Consider the following 19,898-nt stretch of genomic DNA (forward strand, 5'->3'; position numbering starts at 1 on the left):
TTAGCAGCCGATGTCGCGAGTGTCGGCGTCGTCGGAACTCAGGAAGCGCACGCGCCGTTCCCAGATTGCCAGCACCACGCAACCGTCCTCGCTGCGCACGTGGTGCTCGGTGCCGGGCGGGTGGATCAGCAGGCTGCCGGTGGGGTGATGGCCGCGCTCGTCGGTCTGGCTGCCCGACAGCACCAGGATGTGCTCGTAGCCCTGGTGGACGTGCACCGGGGCGTGCGCGCCGGGCTGGTAGCGCAGCAGCATTGCAGCGGGTCCGCCGTCTAGCGTCTCGTAAATCGGCAGGCAGTCGATGCCGGGATGAAAGGGCTGCCAGGGCCGGTCCTGCACGAAGCGGGCGATGTCGAGCAGGCCTTGCAGTTCCACGGGATTCATTGCGAGCACAGCACCATTTACAGGTCGGGGATGCAGGCTAACGCCTGCGCGCCGATCACGCTCGCCCGGCCGGCGAAGCGCTTCAGGCCAGCGCGGCGAGCAGAGCGCTGGAAGTGGACACCGCGCCGAACACCCCGCCCTGCATCTTGATCATGTGCAGCGCCGCCAGATGATTGGCGTGATCGGTGGCACCGCAGCAGTCTTCCAGCAGCACGCACTCGAAACCGCGGTCGTTGCCTTCGCGCATCGTGGTGTGCACGCAGACGTCGGTGGTGATACCGGTGAGCACCAGGTTGTCGATGCCGCGCGTGCGCAGGATCAGCTCCAGGTCGGTGGCGCAGAACGAGCCCTTGCCGGGCTTGTCGATAATCGGCTCGCCGTCGCGCGGCTTGAGTTCTTCGATGAGGTCCCAGCCCGCTTCGCCACGCACCAGGATGCGGCCGCAGGGGCCCGGATCGCCGATGCCGGCGCCGATCTGGCGCGAACGCCAGCGCTTGTTGGCCGGCAGGTCGGCCAGGTCCGGGCGGTGTCCCTCGCGGGTGTGGATCACCAGGAAGCCCTGCGCACGGAAGGCTTCGAGCAGGGTCTGGATCGGCGCGATCGGGGCGCGGGTCAACGCGATGTCGTAGCCCATCTTGTCGACGTAGCCGCCGACGCCGCAGAAGTCGGTCTGCATGTCGATGATGATCAGCGCGGTGTTGTCGGGCCGCAGTTCGCCGTTCCAGGGCCAGGGATAGGGTTGGGCGTCGACGTGGCGTGGGGTCATGGTGGTTTCTCCTGCAATGAATCGCGCTTGCAAGGACCGAGCCCCGCTTACTGCAGGATCCACTTGACCATGGCCTGGGCGACGTCCTCGTCCATGCCGTCGATGCCGAACTTGTTGCGCCAGATCTGGTACTCGACGCCGGCTTGCAGGATGCCGGCCTTGCCGAACAGTGCGCCGACATCCAGCAGCAGGCGCGGTGCGGTGATGATGTTGTCCTGGTAGCTGACGCCAGGGACCTTGGGGTCCTCGCCCCAGGCGTAGTCGAAGAAGCCCTCGAACAGCCAGGCAGTCTTGCCCAACGAGAACGGCGAGGCCCACACCAGGGTGATCTGCTGGCCGGTTTCCAGCGCCGCGCTCTGCGGGTTGCGGATGTACCAGTTGAACTGGAAGAACTGGGTGCCGGGGATCTTCAGGTCCGCGGCCAGGCCGTACAGATAGGTCTGCTCGACGCCCTCGGAAGGAATCTCCAGGGTGCTGGTGAACAGCAGGTCGATGACGGGCCCGAACTTGAGTTCGGTGCCGAAGATCTTGCCGAAGCTCAGGCGCGGCGAGATCTCGCCGTAGTACTGGCCGAAGCCCTTGCCGGGGGTGGCGAAGTCGTCACCCTCGCGCTCGCCGTTGGTGATGTCGACGAACAGAAAGGTGTCGCCGTACTTCCAGACGTTGAAGTGCTCGATGGTGATGACGCTGGCCTCGTCGTCATCGGTGAAGCCGGAAAAATCCTCATTGAAGTCCGCGTAGGTGGTGCCGTACAGGTACTGGATGTTGGTGGTGCCGAACAGGGCGCTGCCACCGGCCTGCGCGGGCAGCGCGGTGCAGGCCAACAGGACCAGGACTGCCAGGGACGTGCGATGCATGGAAGGAGACTCCTCGGGTTTTGGCAAGGCCGTCCCGGTCCTGCCCGCCAGGGCAGGGTCGGGTCCGGCATGGATGAAGGGGAACCGCGTGCGACGATACGGCTTAGAGAGCGGCCTCGCCGCCGGGGAGGGCCTCTTGTGGACGCGGTCGCATCGGCAGCTCGGCGAGCTTGAACCGGGCGCAGCCGAACAGCAGCGCCGCGACACCCAGATAGCTGATCGCCACCGGCAGGGTCTTGGCCACGCCGATCGCCTCGCTGTGCATGAAACCGAAGAAGGTCAGCACCGCGCCGGCCAGGGCGAAGGCCGCGGCCTTGGCGAATTCGCGATCAATGATGAAGGCGGCGACCGCGGCCAGGATCAGGCTGGTCAGGATCGCGCCGCTGCCCAGCAGCTCCAGGCCGTGGTAGAGCACGCCGGTGCCGGCGAGCTTGTCCAGGCCCACGGCGGCGGCATTGGTGCCGGCGGCGCCGAGCGCGTTGTCGATCATCAGCTTGCCCCAGCCGGCAACCTGCGGGATCAGCGCCAGGATCACTGCCGGCGCGTGGCTCTTCGGCACTTCCTGGAAGGCCTGGGCGCCGATCAGCATGCCGATGTAGAGCAGGATCGGCGAGATCGCCACGACCGGTATCAGCGCCATCATTACGGCAAGAATCCCGAACCAGGACAGCACCAGCACCATCACGCCGGTGGCGGCCGAATAGCCGATGCGCCCGCCGATCGCCTTCCAGCCGGGATGGCCGATGTAGACCGCATTGATGAACGGGTTGCCCAGGATGCAGCCGATGAAGCTCACCACGCCGTCGGCGGTGATCACGCGGGTGGTGGGGAAGTGATCGCCGCCGGCCTCGGCCGATTCGACGTTGTCCATCGCCTCGACCAGGTCGTAGATGCCGAAGGGAATCGCGGTGACCAGGATCACCCCGATGAACTCGAAGCCGCCGAACACGTGGCCAAAGGCCGGCAGCGGAATCGAGAAGCCGAAGCTAGCGAAGGAGTCACCGAGCTTGGCCAGGCTCATGCCGCCGAACTCGAAGCCCAGCGCCAGCCCGCCCCAGGCGATCAGCGAGCCGACGCCGATCGCCACCAGACCTGCTGGAATCCCCTTGAAGTAGCGTACCCCGCCGAACCAGCTCGCCAGCAGGATGGCGAAGCACACCAGCCCGATCACCGGGTCCATGTACATGTCCAGCGCCGGGCGCATCGAGATGAAGGCGATGGACACGCCGGCCAGCGCGCCGAGCAGCGCCGCGCGCGGCGTGATCTTCTTGATGAAGGGCGCGATGAAGCCGCCCGCCATCAGCACGAAGCTCTGCACGAACACCCAGGTCAGGCCCGCTTCCCAGCCCTTGATCGGATCGCCGGTGGTGGTCGCGATCGGCAGCATGATCACGAACACCACCACGAACATGTGCGGCACGCTGATGCCCGAGGGCAGCGCACAGACATCCGAGCGCCCGGTCTTTTTCGCCAGCTGGTAGGCCAGGTACGCGTAGTACACGGTGGACAGGAACAGCATCAGCCCGGTGGCCGGCAGGATGCGCCCGAACACCAGGTCGGTTGGCATCTTGAGCACGTAAAGCAGCAGCGCGCTCATGGTCAGCAGGTTGACCAGGATGTTGGTACCGAAGCCGAAGAAGGCATTCCAGTCGCCCGGCACCCAGATGCTGGGCTTGAACGGCGCGGCGGTGTCGATGGGGGTGCTGCTCATGGGCGGGTCTCCGATGCGCAAGGACAGGCGTCGCGACGGCGCTGGCGCGGCGGGTGAAACGGGACGGCCGGCGCGCGGTTCATGCCGCAGCCGCCTGCGAGACCGGCGGCAGCGCGGCGAGCACGCGCGCCGAATCCGAGACCCAGCCGAAGATGCCGCCCTGCGCCTGGACCATGCGCAGCGCCATCTGGTGGAACTCGGGGAAATACGATGCGGTGGCGTCATCCGGGACCAGGCATTCGTAGCCGCGGTCATTGGCTTCGCGCACCGTGGTGTGCACACAGACCTCGGTGGTGACGCCGCACACGATCAGGGTGCGGATGCCGCGCAGGCCCAGAATCAGTTCCAGGTCGGTCTGGCAAAAAGACCCCTTGCCCGGCTTGTCGATGACCGGCTCGCCGGGCAGGGGATACACCTCAGGAATGATGTCGTGGCCCGGCTCGCCGCGGACCAGGATGCGGCCCATGGGCCCGGCATCGCCGATGCGCATCGGCCCGCCCCCGCGGGCCAGCTTGCTGGGCGGCGCGTCACTCAAGTCGGGCCGGTGCCCTTCGCGGGTGTGGATCACCATCAGCCCGCGCTGGCGAAACGCCGTCAGCAGACTGCGGATGGGCGCGATCGCGCGCGTCAGTTGCGTGACATCGTTGCCGAGCATGGCGCCGAAGCCGCCGGGTTCGATGAAGTCGCGCTGCATGTCGATGATCAGCAGGGCGGTGCGCGCGGGGTCGAACACCAACGGGTAGGGTTGTGCGTCGATCTGGTGGTTCACATCGGTCCCCTGGTTGCGGCGAAGGCGGTGGACCGCATCGACTACGCAGTATCCATGCCAGGACCCAACGTTGCATACAACAATTTTGACCAGGATTGTGAAAGTCCTGGGCAGTTTGCGCTGGACGCCGTATCAGCCGCGGTCGGTGGCGGCCAGATAGGCGCGCCAGCCACCGAACTCGGTGATTTCACGGGCGCTTGCCAGCGCGCCGTGCTCGCAGATGAAGCCGTTCTCGTAGCGGCCATCGGCCAGTTCCACCTTGCCCAGGCCCAGCGGTGCACCGATGCCGGCGAGGAAGGAGCCCAGCTCCGTGCTCGGCAGTTCCCACACTTCCACCTCGATGCACCGCCCGCTGGCATCACGCACCAAGGCGGGTCGGTAGGGCGGCCCGCCAGCCAGCGCGTACAGGCGATAAGCGGGCGCGGTGGTGGTGGTCTCGGCCAGCCGTGCGCGCCGCGTGCGCAACTGGTGGTTGAGCGCCAGCCCATCGAGATGGGCGCCGCAGACCACCACGCGGATGCGGTCGCCGCGGCGCAGGCCGGCCTTGGACAGGGTTGGCGCGGCGGCCGGCGGCAGTCGGTATTGGCGGGCCAGTGCCAGCAGGTAATGGTCGGAAAATGCCGGGCCGAACAGGGTCACGCCCCAGGGCAGGCCGTTGGCCTGATTGCCCGCGGGCAGCGCCACGGCGGCGTAATCCAGCAGGTTCATGAAGTTGGTGTAGGTGCCCAGCTGGCTGTTGCGCAGGATCGGTTCGGCCATCAACTCGGCGGAGGTATAGGCGCGCGGCAGGGTGGGCGTGAGCACCACGTCGACGCGATCCAGCGCCCGGTCGCAGGTGCGCTTGAGCACGGCCAGCCGGGTTTCGGCCTGCAGCCGCTCGGCTGCGCCGACCGCGGCGCCGGGGCCGATCACCTCGCGGATCACCGGCAGCACCGCATCGGGGGATCGTTCCAGCCAGGCGCCGAAGCTGGCGTAGCGCTGCGCCACCCCGGCCGGCGCATAGAGCAGTCGTGCGGCCTCGAAGAACGGACGGAAATCGAGTTCCACCGGCTCGCCGCCCAGTGCCTGCAGACCGGCCACGGCCTGCGCGAACAGGTCCGCGCCCTCGCTGCAGCCCAGCCAGTCCAGGTCCTGCGCCCGTGGCAGGCCAAAGCTGAAGGGCGCTGGGCGGCCGCGCGCGACCGCGGCGTTCCAGGCCGGGTTGTGACGGCTGCAGGGATCCTCGGCGTCGTAGCCGATGCACAGCCCGAGCAGGGTGGCGGCGTCGTCGGCGTCGCGCGCGAACAGGCTGATGCAGTCCAGCCCCGGACAGCAGGGCACCAGTCCGCGGGTGGACAGCAGCCCGCGCGTCGGTTTGACCCCGACCAGCCCGTTGAGCGCGGCCGGCACGCGGCCGGAGCCGGCGGTATCTGTGCCCAGCGCGAAGCTTGCCAAGCCCAGCGCCACCGCCAGTGCCGAACCCGAACTCGAGCCGCCGCTGGGGTAGCCCTCGACCCGGCTGTTGGGGCAGCTGCCGTAGGGTGAGCGCAGCCCGCTCAGGCCGGTGGCGAACTGGTCGAGATTGGTCTTGCCCAGCGGCACTGCGCCCAGGTCGATCAGGGTTTGCACCACCGGCGCGGAGCGCTCCGCCACGCGGCGGTAGGCCGGGCAGGCGGCGGTGGTCGCGACGCTCGCCAGATCGATGTTGTCCTTGATCGCGAACGGCACGCCGTACAGGGGCAGCGACGCCGGGTCGGCGTCGTCCAGGCGCTGCAGGAAGGGTTCGAGTTGCGCGTCGTCCAGCATCTCGATGTAGACCCGGTAGTGCGCGTTGAGCTGCCGCGCCCGCTGTTGCAGGCAGGCGACCAGTTCACGCGGGCTGAGGCGGCGGCCACGGTAGGCAACTGCCAGGTCGGGCAGGGACAGCGGATACGGCGAATCCGGGGTGTCGGCGGGCATGGGCGAGCACAGAAAAATTGAGCGCAATGTTGTATGCAACGTATATGCCGATGTCTGCATACAATGCATCCGTCCGTGGCCGCCTCCGAGTCGTGCCGATGAATGTCCTGTCCAACTCGCCGCGCGTGCGCACCGCCGAGGAGGTCTATCACCAGCTCAAGACCCTGATCATGAGCTTCGAGCTCTACCCCGGCACACGGGTCACGGAGACCGAGCTGGCGACCCGCTTCGGCGTCAGCCGCACCCCGGTGCGCGAGGCCCTGCAGCGCCTGCAACTGGAGGGCTACCTCACGGTGCGGCCCAAGCAGGGCTGCTTCATCCGCGAGATCGACATCGAGGAGATCGACGAGCACTACCAGGTGCGCATCGCGCTGGAGATGTGCGCGGTGGAGATGGCCTGTACCCACATGCCGGATCGCGCGCTCAAGGACCTGGCGCGGCTGTGGGATCCGGCCTACCAGCCCACCGAGGACATCGACGTCGAGACCATGGCGGCGCGCGACGAGGGCTTTCACATTGCCCTGGCCGAGGGCAGCGGCAACCTGGTGCTGGCCGACTACCTGCAGCGCGTCAACCACAGCATCCATGTGATCCGGCGCCTGGACTTCACCAACGACATGCGCGTGGACCTGACGTACAAGGAACACCACGCCATCTGCCAGCACCTGATCCGGCGCGACGTGGTGGCTGCCCAACAGGCGCTGACCCAGCACATCCGCCGCAGCCAACTCGCGGCAAAGACCATCACCCTGGAGCAGTTGTCGCGGGCGCGCTCGCGGGTGCGGCGAGCGCTGCGCGAGCGCTGAGCCGGCTCAGTCGCCGAGCACCTCGGTGAGCCACTGGCCGATGCGGCGGATCTGCTCGCGATTGACCTCATGCGCCATCGGGTAGGCGTGCCATTCGACCTTCAGGCCCTGCTCGATCAGCCGGTCGCGGCTCCACTGACCCAGTTCCAGCGGCAGGATGGCGTCGAATTCGCCGTGGCACATCAGGACCGGCACGTCGGCGTTGGCGGCGTGGGCCTCGGCCGCCAGCTTGTCCGCCAGCGGCAGATAGGTCGACAGCGCCATCAGGCCGGCCAGGCGCTCGGGGTGGCGCAGCACCGTGTACAGGGCAATCGCCCCGCCCTGCGAAAATCCGGCGACAACGATGCGCTCGGCCGCCACCCCGTCCTTGCGTTCGGCGGCGATCAGGTCCTGCACCCGCTCAGCGGATTGGCGGATGCCGGCTTCGTCGACCAGGCCCTTGCGGTCCAGCGACTTGATGTCGAACCAGGCGCGCATCGGCATGCCGCCGTTGAGCGTCACCGGCCGCACCGGCGCGTGCGGAAAGATGAAGCGGATCCCGGCGTCCGCGGCCAGGCCCAGCTCGCCGACGATGGGCACGAAGTCGTGGCCGTCGGCGCCCAGTCCGTGCAGCCAGATGACGCTGGCGCGCGCGGCTGCTGCGGGTTGGACGATGACGGCTTGATCGGTTTCGACGAGTTTCATGGGCAGGCACGCACGGCAGATAGAATGTGCGATCACGTTAATGGATTCCCGCCGCGTGCGGGTATCGCCGATCCCGGATGTCCGATGCGTAAGCCCTCGCAATTCCTGTTGTGCCTGAGCGTGCTGGTCGTACTTACGGCGTGCGGCCAGGCCGGCGACCTGTATCTGCCGGATCAACAGCCCGCGCAGCCTGCCGCGACCGACCGCTCTGCGCCGGGAGAGAACGGGCAACAAGAGAATGCACCGGAAGAGAACGCCGAAGCGCAGGAAGAAGCCGACGAACCGGACGCAACGACCGTCCCCCAGGCCACTCAGCCATGAGCGATCACTTCACCCGACGTGATGACGGCGGGCTGTATGCCGAAGACGTGGCCGTGGCGGAAATCGCGCAGCGCTTCGGCACGCCCTGCTATGTCTACTCACGCGCCACCCTGGAGCGGCATTACCGCGCCTTCGACCAAGCGCTGGCCGACGTACCCCATCAGGTCTGTTACGCGGTCAAGGCCAACTCCAATCTCGCGGTGCTCGGTGTGCTGGCCGAACTCGGCAGCGGATTCGACATCGTCTCGGCCGGCGAACTGCGGCGAGTGCTGATGGCCGGCGGCGATCCTGCCAAGGTCGTGTTCTCGGGCGTTGGCAAGACCGCCAATGAGCTGCGCTTTGCGCTTCAGCAGGGCGTCGGTGTCTTCAACGTCGAGTCCGAATCCGAGCTGCGGCGGCTGGATCGCATCGCGCAGGAACTCGGTGTGCGTGCGCACATCGCGCTGCGCGTGAACCCGGATGTGGATGCCAGGACCCACCCGTACATTTCCACCGGTCTGAAGCAGAACAAGTTCGGTGTGGACCTGGCGACGGCCGAGCGTTTGTATCTGGAAGCCGCGCACATGCCTGGCATTCACATCAGCGGCATCGCCAGTCACATCGGCTCGCAGTTGCTCGATGTCTCGCCGTATCTCGATGCGCTGGATCGCGTGCTGGCGCTGGTGGACCGGCTCGCCGCCAAGGGCATCACGTTCGATCACATCGACGTCGGTGGTGGTCTGGGCGTGCGTTATCGGGATGAACAACCCACCGAGCCTGCCGACTGGGCGCGCGCCATTCTGCCGAAGCTGGCCGGGCGTAATCTCAAGGTCATGACCGAGCCCGGACGCGCCATCGCCGGCAACGCCGGCCTCCTGGTGATGCGCGTGGAGCTGATCAAGCACGGCGAGGAAAAGCACTTCGCGGTGGTGGATGCGGCAATGAACGACCTGCTGCGCCCCTCGCTGTACCAGGCCTGGATGGACATCGTGCCGGTGCAGGACAACACCGCTGCAGCGCCGGCGATCTACGACGTCGTCGGTCCCGTCTGCGAAACCGGCGACTGGCTGGGCAAGGATCGCGAGCTGGCGATAGACGAAGGTGATCTGCTGGCGGTACGCACCGCCGGCGCCTACGGCTTCGTCATGGCCAGCAACTACAACAGCCGTGGCCGTGCCGCCGAGGTGATGGTCGATGGCGCGCAGGCGCACCTCGTTCGTGAACGCGAGACCTTCGAGGACCTGGTGCGCGGCGAGCGTGTGCTGCCATGAGCCAGACGCCCCATCCCCTGATCCTGATCGACGGCAGCAACTGGCTGTTCCGTGCCTATCACGCACTGCCGCCGCTGACCGCGCCGGACGGCACGCCCACCGGCGCGGTGCACGGCATGGGCAACATGCTGCGCAGACTGATCAAGGACTACGCGCCGCAGCAGCTGGCGGTGGTATTCGACCCGCCGGGCAAGACCTTTCGCGAGGACATCTACCCCGAATACAAGGCCAACCGCGGCGCCACGCCGGAGGACCTGGTGATCCAGTTTCCGCTGGTGGTGGAACTGTGCGAGGCGATGGGCCTGCGCGTGCTGCAGATTCCCGGCGTGGAGGCCGACGACGTCATCGGCACCCTGGCCACGCGCGCCGCGGCGCGTGGCGAGCCGGTGCTGATCGTCTCCGGCGACAAGGACCTGGCGCAGCTGGTCACCGATCAGGTCCACATCCTGGACACCATGAAGAACCGCCGCATGGACCCAGGCGGCGTGGTGGAAAAATTTGGTGTTGCGCCTGAACGCATCGTCGATTACCTCGCCCTGATGGGCGATGCCTCTGACAACATTCCCGGCGTGCCCGGCGTCGGCGAGAAGACCGCCGCCAAGCTGCTCAAGGAACACGGCACGCTCGATGACGTGATTGCGGCCAGCGCCAACATCAAGGGCAAGCTGGGCGAAAACCTGCGCGCCAGCCTGGACACCCTTCCGCTGGCCAAGGACCTGGCCACCATCCGCATCGAGCTGGACCTGCCGGTCGGCCTGGAGGATCTGGCGCCCGGCGAGCCGGATCACGAGCAGCTCGATGCCTTCCACGCGCGCCTGGGCATGTCGCGGCGCGAACCGGGAACCGGCACTGCCAGCAGCCCCCGGACGGCGCCGCCGACCACCGGCGCTGGCGCCGCCGAAGCCCCCCCGATTCCGGCGCCCGCCGGTGATCGCATCACCACCGAGGCGGTGCTGGTGCTCGACGATGCCGGTCTCGAAGCGCTGGCCGCGGCACTGGAAGCCGCCGACCTGATCTGCGTGGACACCGAGACCGACGCGCTCGACGCCAATCGTGCCGGCCTGGTCGGGCTGGCCTTCGCGGTCGAGGCCGGCAAGGGCTGGTACCTGCCGGTGGCGCACCGCTACATGGGCGCGCCCGCGCAGTTGTCGCTGGACGCGGTGCGCCAGCGCCTGGGCCGGGTGCTGGCCGATGAACACAAGCCCAAGGTCGGCCAGCACATCAAGTACGACCTCAACGTGCTGCTGCGTCACGACCTGCCGCTGCGCGGGCTGGCCTACGACACCATGCTGGAAAGCTACGTGCTGGACGCCGCCGGCAACCGCCACGACATGGACACGCTGGCCGACAAGTACCTCGGCCACAAGACCATCAAGTTCGAGGACGTCGCCGGCAAGGGCAAGCACCAGATCAGCTTCGACCAGGTGGCGCTGGACAAGGCCGCCGCCTATTCGGCGGAGGACGCCGATATCACCCTGCGCCTGCACCAGACCCTGTATCCGCGCCTGGCGGAGATCGAGGCGCTGCAGCGCGTGTTCGAGACCATCGAAATGCCGCTGGTGCCGGTGCTGACGCGCATGGAGGCGCACGGCGTGCGCGTCGACGTGCCGCTGCTGCAGAAGATCTCCGGCGAACTGGCCACGCGCATGGACGAGATCCAGAGCGAGGCGCATCGCGTAGCCGGCACCGAATTCAATCTCGGCTCGCCCAAGCAATTGCAGGAAATCCTGTTCAAGCAGATCGGCCTGCGCGTGGTGAGCAAGACGCCCAAGGGCGATCCGTCCACCGCCGAGGACGTGCTCGAAGTGCTGGCCGCGGAGCACCCGCTGCCGCGCCTGATTCTGGACTGGCGCGGCATGCAGAAGCTGCGCTCGACCTATGCCGAGCAGCTGCCCAACGCGGTCAACCCGGACACCGGGCGCATCCACACCAGCTACCACCAGGCGGTGGCCGCCACCGGGCGGCTGTCGTCGCAGGACCCCAACCTGCAGAACATCCCGGTGCGCACCGCCGAGGGCCGTCGCATCCGCCAGGCTTTCGTGCCCGCCGACGGCAACACCCTGCTGTCGATCGACTACTCGCAGATCGAGCTGCGCCTGATGGCGCATTTTTCCGGCGACGAGGGACTGGTCAGCGCCTTTACCAGGGGCCTGGACATCCACCAGGCCACCGCCGCCGAAGTGTTCGGCCTCAAGCTAGACGAGGTCACGGGCGAGCAGCGCCGCGCCGCCAAGGCGGTCAACTTCGGACTCATCTACGGCATCTCGGCGTTCGGCCTGGCGCGCAACCTGGGCATCTCCCGCGGCGAGGCGCAGGACACCATCGAGCGCTTCTTCGGCCGCTACCCGGGGGTCAAGCGCTACATGGACGGCACCCGCGAGCAGGCGCGCGCGCAGGGCTATGTCGAGACCCTGTTCGGACGGCGCCTGTACCTGCCCAACATCCAGTCGAAGAACCAGGCCCAGCGCGGCTACGCCGAACGCACCGCCATCAACGCGCCGCTGCAGGGCACCGCGGCGGACCTGATCAAGCTGGCGATGATCGACGTGCAGGCCTGGCTGGACGCGCACGCGCCCGAGGTGCGCATGATCATGCAGGTGCACGACGAACTGGTGTTCGAGGTGCCGGTCGTTCAGGTCGCCGCCGTGGGGCCCGAAATTGCGGGGCGCATGTGCGGCATTTCCGAGCTTTCGGTGCCGCTGGTGGCCGATTACGGCTGGGGTGACAACTGGGACGCGGCACATACCGCCAGCGGGCACGCCAGCAGTTCCTGAGTGGTCTGGGCTGACGCCACCCTCAGTTTTCTGTGGGCGCAGCGACGTCAAAAAAGTTTTGGAAAATAATTCGGCCTTTGTCAGGGGCTTGCACCGAATCCGGACATCGACAGGCAAACGCGGCGAATTTTTTTGAACTTCACCCGCGACCCTTGCTCTAACACCGTGAGCGCAGGACCTCCCTTCCTCGCTCCCCGTCTCTACTCCCTGGACGGGTCCGGCCCCCCCCAAGCCGGAGCAAGCTGGCCCGGCGGACCTCCCCGATCCGCCGGGCCTTTTCTTGTGCGGCGTTCCACATCGCTCAAGAAAAGGCGCGAGGGGCCAAGTGCTCCCATACGCCCATCTCCCGGGCTTCGCCGTACCGCTTTGCTCCAACGTTAGAGGGAAGGGGCGATCTCGATCGCTAGCCCGGCCGCGGACGGCAAAAGCTTCCAGAGCGCCGCCCGCGCCTCGTCCAGCCCCTGACCGGTCTGCGCGGAAAAAAGCTGTACGCCCGCACTGACACCCATGGCTTGCAGGTCACGACGCACCTTCAGAAAAGTGTTCTTACCGGCACCGAAACCGAGCTTGTCGGATTTGCTCAGCAGGATGTGGCAGGGACGTTGACCGTTGCGTACCCATTCGAGCATCTGGCGGTCGTGATCGGTCAGCGGATGGCGGCAGTCCATGATCAACACGATGCCCTGCAGGCTGGTGCGCTGTTCCACGTAGGTGCCGACCATGCGCGCCCAGTCCTGGCGGACGCGGCCAGGAACCTTGGCATAACCGTAACCGGGCAGGTCCACCAGGCGCTCGCCAGTGGGCAGCTCGAACAGGTTGATCAGCTGCGTGCGACCGGGGGTCTTGCTCACCCGAGCCAAACCCTTGTGGCCACACAAGGCATTGAGTGCACTGGATTTGCCGGAATTGGAGCGCCCCGAGAACGCCAGCTCCGGGCGGCCGTCCCGGGGGCACTGCGCCAGCTCGGCACAGGACATGACGAACTGGGCCTGCGCGAAGGGATTCAGCATTGCGGGTTGCGCCGTGTAAAATCCGCGCCACCTTAATCGCTTGCGCGTTCCACACGCTACTGATCGGTGCGCGCAGGCCAATCGTTTTGCTCTGGGAGTGCCTCATCCATGTCGAACGTCGTTCGCGGCCTGCTGGTCGCCTGCGCAATGGGCTTGTCTGCTGCGGTCATCGGCGCCGAACCCGGTGCGGCCAGTCCTTTCCTCAAGGGTGACGCCAAGGCTGGGGAGGCCAAGGCAGCGACCTGCGCGGCCTGCCACGGACCAGCGGGCAACAGCTCGGCGCCGATCTGGCCCAAGCTGGCCGGCCAGGGGGCGCCGTATGCCTACGCGCAGCTCAAGCACTTCAAGGACGGCACCCGCAACAATCCGGTCATGGCCCCCATGGCGGCGCCGCTGTCGGATCAGGACATGCAGGATCTGGCGGTTTATTTTGCCGCGCAGCCGGCCAGCCCGGGCGTGGCCAGCAAGGACTCGGTGGCGGTCGCCGAGAAGATCTATCGTGGTGGTGTGGCAGAGCGCGGTATTCCGGCCTGCTCGGGCTGTCACGGCCCCACCGGGGCCGGCAACCCGGCTGCCGGCTACCCGCGTATCGGCGGCCAGCACGCGGAATACAACGCGCTGCAGCTCAACGCGTACCGCGCAGGTGAACGCAAGGCGGGGCCCAACGGTCTGATGATGTCGCAGGTGGCGGCCGAACTGACCGACGAGGAAATCGCCGCGCTGGCTTCATACGTCAACGGCCTGCAATAAGTTCCGACCCGTCGCATCCGCTCCAGCTGAGGATTTCCGTTAATGACTCGTGTGATGAAGGCGTTTGTAGCCTCGCTGGCGTTGCTGACGTTCGCCTGTTCGGCCGACGATTCGGACGCCAAGTTCAAGGACGGCAAGCAGTACAAGCAGGTGAAGAAGGTGGCGCAGCCGGCCGATCCCAAGCGCATCGCGGTGGAGGAGTTCTTCTGGTACGGCTGCCAGCACTGCTACCACTTCGAGGGCACCATCGAGGCCTGGGCGGCGTCCAAGCCGGCCGATGTCGATTTCATCCGGGTGCCGGCCAGCCTGGGCCGCCCCGAGGGCAAGGCGCACCAGCAGGCCTTCTACACGGCCGAGGTGCTCAACGTCACCGACAAAATTCACACGCCGCTGTTCCAGGGCATACACGACCAGCGCCGCAATCTGTTCACGCAGGAGACGCTGCGCGCGTTCTTCAACCAGCAGAGCGGTGTTCTGCCCGACGTGTTCGACAGCACCTACACCGGCTTCGCGGTCAACAGCCGCGTCGGCAAGGCCGAGCAGCTGGCGCGCGATTACCTGATTCTCAGCGTCCCGACCGTAGTGGTCGGTGGCAAGTACCAGACCAACTCCAACATGGCGGGCGATTTTCCCAAGGTGGCCGAAGTCGTCAATTTCCTGGTCGAGAAAGTTCGCAAGGAACGCCAGCGCTAAACCGACCTCATGAAACCCTGGATGGCCCGGCTCACTGCCGGGCTTTTCGTTTCCGCGGCTGCCTTTCCCTGCCTGGCGCAGTTCCCGCTGGCCTCGGTGGAACGTGCCTGCGAGCGCATCGGCGGACGTCTGCAAAGCGTCGGTGCGCAGATGTGCCTGGCGTCCAATCTCAAATCCGGAGGGTTGGCCAGCCATCGCGGCATGCCCTTGCTGTATCGCGACTTCATGCCCGGCAGCAGCCGGCGCACGCCGTTTCGGGTGCTGTTGATCGGTGGCATCCACGGCGATGAGCTGAGCTCGGTCAGCATCGTGTTTCAGTGGATGCAGAAGCTGGAGGCCGAGCGCCTGCAGCCGTTTCACTGGCGGGTGATTCCGGCGCTGAACCCGGACGGCCTGCTGCCGCGTCAGGCCAGCCGGGTGAACGCACGCGGCGTCGACCTGAATCGCAATTTCGCCACGCCGGATTGGAGCGCCGATGCGCTGAGTTACTGGAAGCGGGTGACCCGCTCCGATCCGCGCCGCTATCCCGGCGCGCATGCGCTGTCGGAACCGGAGACGCGTTTCCTGGTGGCGCAGATCGAGGACTTCAAGCCGGATGCCATCATCTCGGTGCATGCGCCCTTCGGCATCCTCGATTACGACGGCCCGCTGGATCCGCCGCAGCGATTCGGCTATCTGCGCCTGCAGCCGCTGGGCATCTATCCGGGCTCGCTCGGCAACTACGCCGGCGTCACGCTCAAGCTGCCCACCATCACGCTGGAACTGCCGCACGCCGGCATCATGCCCAGCGCGTCGCAATCGCAACGCGTGTGGGCCGACATGCTGCGCTGGCTGGAATCCAACCTGCCCAAGGCCGATCCGCCTTTGTTCGAGCGTCTGGACGACCCGAACTGGCTGCTGCGCTGATTGGGTAGGTCGGTCCATGGCCGCCGACCGCACCGGTTAGAAGGGCTGATGGCGGGCACGAACCGCCTTACGCCAGCAACCGCCGCATCAGCGCCTCGGTCTGCGCGTCAGCGGGGAACAGGTTTTCGATGCGCAGTTCGTCGGCGGTCACGTCCAGCGGCGTGCCGAAACTGGTGAGCGTGGTGAACAAGCTCAGTTCCGCACCGCCCAGGCCTACGCGCATCGGCAGCACCGGCAGCATCGGGATGGAGAAGTCCACGTTGCGTCCGCGTCCCGGCAGCCCCGGATAACGCAGCACCTCCTTGAGCAATTCGTCGAGCGCGGGATTCTCCAGCGCTTCGTGTGCGCTGCGCGCCAGCAGGTGCGCGGCGGTGTCCTCGAAGTTCAGGATGTAGGGACGCAGGCCCTCCGGGTGCAAGGTCATGCGCAGCATGTTGGAGCCACCCACGCGCGCCGCCATCGCCTCCATGCCGCCGAGCAGATCGAACATTTTCGGCAGCGAGCGGTTGCACATCACCAGATTCCAGGCGCGATCCACCACCATCGCCGGAAACGGCTCATGAACCGCCAGCATGCGCTCCAGCGCCGCGCGCACCGGCTTCATCGCCTCCGCGTCCAACTTGCGTCGCGGGTACAGGCTGGCGAAGCCGGCGGCGGCCAGCAGCCGGTTGCGCGCTTCCAGCGCCAGGTCCAACGCTTCAGCCAACTGCACCACCATTTCGCGACTGGGCCGAGCGCGGCCCGATTCCAGAAAACTCAAATGGCGTTGCGACACCTCGGCATGCAGTGCCAGATCGAGCTGCGACAACCGTCTTCCGCGTCGGCAATCGCGCAGCATCTGGCCGAAGGCGACGGAACCGGCGGCGGAGTCGTTGTGCGTGTCCATGCCTCGATTCTGACCAGCGCCCGGCAGCTACGCCATTACGTGACGCGTAATTGCACGTCGGAGCTGCGAACCACACGCTGCGGCCTCCCTCACCTGCCGGAGTTTGCAATGAACATCAAAGTGCTGTCCCTGCTCGCGGTCCTACTCGGCTTCGGCGCGCTGAGCGCATTGGCTCTGTTCGAACACGGTTACCTGGGCATCTTCCAGTTTCACTTTCCCGCCAGCGCCGGCTGGCAGGTATTGGCCGACCTGGTCATCGTCTGCGCGCTGGCGATGATCTGGATGATCAATGACGCCCGCCGCACCGGCCGCACCGTGTGGCCGTTCCTGCTCCTCACCCTGACGGCCGGGGCGTTCGGTCCGCTGCTGTATTTGCTGGTCGGCGAGTTGACGCAACGGCAAGCGAAGACGGCCTACGCGTGAGCGGTTGGCTGTTTCGGCTGGGCTTTTCCACCCTGCTCGCGCACGAGCTGGACGCGGTAATGCGCGCCGAATGGCGCGTGTTGCCGCTGACCAGCTTCCTGCCGGATCACGTCGGATACATCGTGTTCGTGCTGCTGCACATTCCGCTGGTGGCAGTGCTTTTGTGGCTGATCTCGCATCCCGACCCGCGCCTGCGCAGCCGCAGCGAGATCGGCATCAGCCTGTTCCTGGTCGTACACGTGGGCCTGCACCTGGCCTTCATGGGCCATGCGCACTACGACTTCCACCACGGCGTGTCGCAACTGCTGATCTTCGGCGGCGGCGCGCTGGGCCTGGCGCATCTGCTAACGCTGTGGCGCGAACGCGAGCGGGCGAAATGAATCTTGCGCCGTCGCAATGGCTGCTGGCAGGTGCGCTGCTGGCGGTGGGCATCGTTCACCTGGTCCCGATGATCGGAGTGTTGTCGGCCGCGTACCTGCATCGACTTTACGGCGTGTCGGCAAATAGCGACGCCACCACCGTCCTGCTGCTGCGCCATCGCGCCGTCTTGTTCGGCTTGCTGGGTGTTCTGTTGTGCCTCGCCGCCTTCAGACCGCACTGGCACTTCGGCGGCGCTCTGGTCGGGCTGGCCAGCATGCTGTCGTTCGTAGGCTTGGCGGCCGGCCCGACGCCACACGCGCCGCCGATCCGGCGCGTCGTGCAGATCGACATCGGATTGAGCGGCCTGCTGCTGATCAGTCTTGCGGCAACGTATCTCGGGGCCGGTGCGTAGCGCACTCGCGGCTGCGTTACTGAAGCCATCTGATCGGCGCCGGAATCGCTTCACGCCGGGGATCAGCTTTTGATCCTTCGCCCGCGTATGGTGCGGCAAGCCCCCGCTGCGGAACGGCAGAAGGAACGACATGGAACCGCAATCGCTCACCTACTGCGAACCCTGCGCCCTGCCGAGGCTGGCCGCCTGGAAAGGCTGGCCGCAGCGCGATGCGATCCCTCCTCTGCCACGACTGATCGATGGACGGTGTCAGAGCTGTGCGCTGGCCGCGGCTGCACTGGATGGCGCCCGCATCGGCTGGCTGAACATCCATCGCGGAGAATGCTCGAGCCTCCCCGACTACTGGCGGCTGGTGATCGACAACGCCTGGGACAAGTGGGGCCGTCCATACTTTGGCGAGACCGAGTGTCGACGCTGCGGGCGACGCGCCATCGTCAGCGAACACCCGACCGATCACTTGCGACTGGACTGTGCTTGCTGCGGCATCCGCAGGTTGTCGGCGCGTGAAACAGGAGAGGCCACTGTGCGCAGGCAGGCACCTGAACATCCTTTTGCCGCCAGCGCCCGCCGATGGCGGGGATCAGTTCGGCGACAATATCTCCGTGCAGCTTCAGGATCAGATGCTCGTCAAGAGCCTCATCGGCATAGCCATCGACCGCAATGCGTTGTTCAACCGCGGCAATTCGATCCGCGAGCAACGGCGCCAGCTCGAGATAGCTCAGTCTTCCGAGTGAGGTTTCGATGTATCGCGTTGCGCTTGCGGGCTGCGTTGCTGAGCCTCGATCCAATTCCGTGGCACCGGCTCCCCCTCGAAGGCCATGCTTCGGGCCACCTTCCGCACGGTCTGCTCCAGCCGCAGCGAACGCTGCTGCGCCGACGGCAGGCCTCGCCAAACCTGGATTGTCCGATTCAGACTCATTGTTGTCATTCTCCATTCGCCAGGATCCCCAATCAAATCGTCCGGCTCGCACACTGAGGTGCAGTTGAAACATCACTCCTGCGATCAAGAGCAGTCGAGGTGGTACCGATGATGGTTGCTCTCGTTGCGACCGCATTGAAGCACATCATGATGTCCATTCCAGTCCTGCGACGATGGGGTGTGGTAGGGCAGCGAACAATGCGGCCATGGCCCGCGCTGTTTGAGGGTTGCCAGAGCCGGCGCGCTGCGTGACTCTTGGGGGCTCCGAGCTTTGGGGTCAGGAAGCCATGTCCATCAGCGTCAGCGAACTTAAAGCACGCCTCGCGCAACACCTGCGGCGTGTCGAACAGGGCGAGACCGTGGCTGTCACCCGACGCGGTCGCGTGATCGCGCGCTTCGTGCCGCCGGAGTCGGCTGTAGAACGGCTGCGCCGACAGCCTTGGATCGTGGCGGCTACAGGGTCTGGTCCGTTGGGGCTTAACCCGCCAGTGGTTCTCGATCACGGCTTGCCGCCGATGTCGGATACCGTGAGTCGCGACCGCGACCGCGACTGACGCCCGGACGCCAGCAACTCTTACGCCCCCGCGGCGGAAGCAGTCGAAGCCCTCAAACATCGCCGCCATCTCCCCCGAGGAACCAGCTCAGACCAAGCGCCCCAAGCAGTAGCCACTTGAGCCGCCAGACCAACCACGCCGCGCCCGCGACGAGGGTGAACGTGACGATCTCGCGCCAACAGATCAGTGCAAGGATGCCCAGCGCGACGGCGAGCGCGCTGAGCAGGACGGTCAGCAGCGGGCGCAGCGTCACGACGCGGCTCCACCCGGCAGCCACTCGATCTCGACCTCGACACGCTTCCACGGATCGCGGTCCTGGCGCAGCGTGACGATGTAGGCGGCCAGGCTTTGGCCGCGATCGAGCAATTGGCTGACGGCGGCGTTGTCGATCTTCGGCAGGTAGCCGAGCTTGAAGCCGTGAACGTCAATGCGGACGGCGCGCTGGTCGTGGCGGTTGTCGGCTTCGCGAACCAGGCTCAACGCAGCGCCGACGGAAAGCTGCGGCCACAGCTTTTCACCCTCGTGATACTGGAAGCCGGCCAGTGGCGAGCGTTGCAGCAGCAGCCTTGGGCTGGCGACGGCTGTACCCGCGATCGCTGCGCTCGCCAGGGTCGGCAGGACCGCGATGGCGCGTGCGCCGTACAGGATTTGTTTGAGCAGACTGCGCCGGTCCATCGTGATTCTCCTGCGGCGCTGTCGGGGCCGGGGAGGCGATTGCAGCACAGGCC

Annotated in this window: 23 protein-coding genes; 12 read left to right on the forward strand and 11 right to left on the reverse strand. The window is 66.6% G+C overall.

Annotated elements, in window-relative coordinates; all coding sequences use genetic code 11:
- The 6 genes from ACOOHP_RS16650 to atzF form a co-directional block, all read right to left on the reverse strand.
- The gene (locus tag ACOOHP_RS16650) at window positions 1–381 is read right to left on the reverse strand and encodes a cupin domain-containing protein (protein WP_420467607.1); all 381 of its coding nucleotides are present in this window, start codon (window positions 379–381) and stop codon (window positions 1–3) included.
- Window positions 382–463: 82 nt separating this feature from the next.
- The gene (locus ACOOHP_RS16655) at window positions 464–1,147 is read right to left on the reverse strand and encodes a cysteine hydrolase family protein (RefSeq protein WP_420467608.1); all 684 of its coding nucleotides are present in this window, start codon (window positions 1,145–1,147) and stop codon (window positions 464–466) included.
- 47 nt (window positions 1,148–1,194) lie between these two features.
- Window positions 1,195–2,004, reverse strand: coding sequence for an outer membrane protein OmpK (locus ACOOHP_RS16660; RefSeq protein WP_420467609.1), 810 nt, complete (start codon window positions 2,002–2,004; stop codon window positions 1,195–1,197).
- 103 nt (window positions 2,005–2,107) lie between these two features.
- Complete coding sequence (locus ACOOHP_RS16665) at window positions 2,108–3,715, reverse strand: regulator (protein WP_420467610.1); 1,608 nt, start codon at window positions 3,713–3,715, stop codon at window positions 2,108–2,110.
- A gap of 79 nt (window positions 3,716–3,794) precedes the next feature.
- A complete protein-coding gene (locus ACOOHP_RS16670; RefSeq protein ID WP_420467611.1) occupies window positions 3,795–4,484 on the reverse strand; it encodes a cysteine hydrolase family protein in 690 nt (229 codons plus the stop codon).
- Between the two features lie 132 nt (window positions 4,485–4,616).
- A complete protein-coding gene (gene atzF, locus ACOOHP_RS16675; protein WP_420467612.1) occupies window positions 4,617–6,422 on the reverse strand; it encodes an allophanate hydrolase in 1,806 nt (601 codons plus the stop codon).
- 98 nt (window positions 6,423–6,520) lie between these two features.
- Here atzF and ACOOHP_RS16680 point away from each other — a divergent pair, with 98 nt between their 5' ends.
- Window positions 6,521–7,228: a GntR family transcriptional regulator gene (locus ACOOHP_RS16680; RefSeq protein WP_420467613.1), complete on the forward strand. Its 708-nt coding sequence runs from the start codon at window positions 6,521–6,523 to the stop codon at window positions 7,226–7,228.
- 6 nt (window positions 7,229–7,234) lie between these two features.
- Here ACOOHP_RS16680 and ACOOHP_RS16685 read toward each other — a convergent pair whose 3' ends face one another.
- Window positions 7,235–7,912 (reverse strand): alpha/beta hydrolase, encoded by a 678-nt coding sequence (locus tag ACOOHP_RS16685; protein WP_420467614.1) that lies wholly within the window; start codon window positions 7,910–7,912, stop codon window positions 7,235–7,237.
- A gap of 84 nt (window positions 7,913–7,996) precedes the next feature.
- Between ACOOHP_RS16685 and lptM the strand changes: the two genes are divergently transcribed.
- From lptM to polA, 3 genes are read left to right on the forward strand one after another with little or no spacing between them, the layout of a single operon-like run.
- Window positions 7,997–8,233 carry an LPS translocon maturation chaperone LptM gene (lptM, locus tag ACOOHP_RS16690; RefSeq protein ID WP_420467615.1) on the forward strand — a complete coding sequence of 79 codons (237 nt, stop codon included), beginning with the start codon at window positions 7,997–7,999 and terminating at the stop codon, window positions 8,231–8,233.
- On the forward strand, window positions 8,230–9,483 hold the full coding sequence (lysA, locus tag ACOOHP_RS16695) for a diaminopimelate decarboxylase (RefSeq protein WP_420467616.1): 1,254 nt from the start codon (window positions 8,230–8,232) through the stop codon (window positions 9,481–9,483). The genes lptM and lysA overlap by 4 nt, the downstream gene beginning before the upstream one ends.
- The gene (polA, locus tag ACOOHP_RS16700) at window positions 9,480–12,257 is read left to right on the forward strand and encodes a DNA polymerase I (protein ID WP_420467617.1); all 2,778 of its coding nucleotides are present in this window, start codon (window positions 9,480–9,482) and stop codon (window positions 12,255–12,257) included. Before lysA ends, polA begins: the two co-directional genes overlap by 4 nt.
- A gap of 377 nt (window positions 12,258–12,634) precedes the next feature.
- Here polA and yihA read toward each other — a convergent pair whose 3' ends face one another.
- Complete coding sequence (gene yihA, locus ACOOHP_RS16705) at window positions 12,635–13,267, reverse strand: ribosome biogenesis GTP-binding protein YihA/YsxC (RefSeq protein ID WP_420467618.1); 633 nt, start codon at window positions 13,265–13,267, stop codon at window positions 12,635–12,637.
- Between the two features lie 108 nt (window positions 13,268–13,375).
- Here yihA and ACOOHP_RS16710 point away from each other — a divergent pair, with 108 nt between their 5' ends.
- Genes ACOOHP_RS16710 through ACOOHP_RS16720 form a run of 3 tightly spaced genes read left to right on the forward strand, consistent with a single transcriptional unit; the run spans window position 13,376 to window position 15,616 of the window.
- Window positions 13,376–14,017 (forward strand): c-type cytochrome, encoded by a 642-nt coding sequence (locus ACOOHP_RS16710; RefSeq protein ID WP_420467619.1) that lies wholly within the window; start codon window positions 13,376–13,378, stop codon window positions 14,015–14,017.
- Window positions 14,018–14,059: 42 nt separating this feature from the next.
- Window positions 14,060–14,710: a DsbA family protein gene (locus ACOOHP_RS16715; RefSeq protein ID WP_420467620.1), complete on the forward strand. Its 651-nt coding sequence runs from the start codon at window positions 14,060–14,062 to the stop codon at window positions 14,708–14,710.
- A 9-nt stretch (window positions 14,711–14,719) separates the two neighbouring features.
- Complete coding sequence (locus tag ACOOHP_RS16720) at window positions 14,720–15,616, forward strand: M14 family murein peptide amidase A (RefSeq protein ID WP_420467621.1); 897 nt, start codon at window positions 14,720–14,722, stop codon at window positions 15,614–15,616.
- A 67-nt stretch (window positions 15,617–15,683) separates the two neighbouring features.
- Here ACOOHP_RS16720 and ACOOHP_RS16725 read toward each other — a convergent pair whose 3' ends face one another.
- On the reverse strand, window positions 15,684–16,502 hold the full coding sequence (locus ACOOHP_RS16725; protein ID WP_420467622.1) for a helix-turn-helix domain-containing protein: 819 nt from the start codon (window positions 16,500–16,502) through the stop codon (window positions 15,684–15,686).
- 108 nt (window positions 16,503–16,610) lie between these two features.
- Between ACOOHP_RS16725 and ACOOHP_RS16730 the strand changes: the two genes are divergently transcribed.
- The 5 genes from ACOOHP_RS16730 (at window position 16,611) to ACOOHP_RS16750 (ending at window position 19,170) form a co-directional block, all read left to right on the forward strand.
- Window positions 16,611–16,925, forward strand: coding sequence for a DUF2834 domain-containing protein (locus tag ACOOHP_RS16730; RefSeq protein WP_420467623.1), 315 nt, complete (start codon window positions 16,611–16,613; stop codon window positions 16,923–16,925).
- On the forward strand, window positions 16,922–17,305 hold the full coding sequence (locus tag ACOOHP_RS16735) for a DUF6713 family protein (protein WP_420467624.1): 384 nt from the start codon (window positions 16,922–16,924) through the stop codon (window positions 17,303–17,305). Before ACOOHP_RS16730 ends, ACOOHP_RS16735 begins: the two co-directional genes overlap by 4 nt.
- Window positions 17,302–17,697 carry a phosphopantetheine adenylyltransferase gene (locus ACOOHP_RS16740; RefSeq protein WP_420467625.1) on the forward strand — a complete coding sequence of 132 codons (396 nt, stop codon included), beginning with the start codon at window positions 17,302–17,304 and terminating at the stop codon, window positions 17,695–17,697. The genes ACOOHP_RS16735 and ACOOHP_RS16740 overlap by 4 nt, the downstream gene beginning before the upstream one ends.
- 503 nt (window positions 17,698–18,200) lie before the next feature.
- On the forward strand, window positions 18,201–18,431 hold the full coding sequence (locus ACOOHP_RS16745; protein ID WP_420467626.1) for a hypothetical protein: 231 nt from the start codon (window positions 18,201–18,203) through the stop codon (window positions 18,429–18,431).
- 472 nt (window positions 18,432–18,903) lie between these two features.
- Window positions 18,904–19,170, forward strand: a complete 267-nt coding sequence (locus ACOOHP_RS16750; protein WP_420467627.1) for a type II toxin-antitoxin system Phd/YefM family antitoxin — start codon at window positions 18,904–18,906, stop codon at window positions 19,168–19,170.
- A gap of 52 nt (window positions 19,171–19,222) precedes the next feature.
- On the opposite strand, the gene ACOOHP_RS16755 is transcribed toward ACOOHP_RS16750, so the two are convergent.
- On the reverse strand, window positions 19,223–19,423 hold the full coding sequence (locus tag ACOOHP_RS16755) for a hypothetical protein (RefSeq protein ID WP_420467628.1): 201 nt from the start codon (window positions 19,421–19,423) through the stop codon (window positions 19,223–19,225).
- A complete protein-coding gene (locus ACOOHP_RS16760; RefSeq protein ID WP_420467629.1) occupies window positions 19,420–19,845 on the reverse strand; it encodes an HIRAN domain-containing protein in 426 nt (141 codons plus the stop codon). The genes ACOOHP_RS16755 and ACOOHP_RS16760 overlap by 4 nt, the downstream gene beginning before the upstream one ends.
- Window positions 19,846–19,898: the final 53 nt, after the last annotated feature.

This window comes from Panacagrimonas sp., from assembly GCF_965216805.1.
Classification (GTDB): domain Bacteria; phylum Pseudomonadota; class Gammaproteobacteria; order Nevskiales; family Nevskiaceae; genus Panacagrimonas.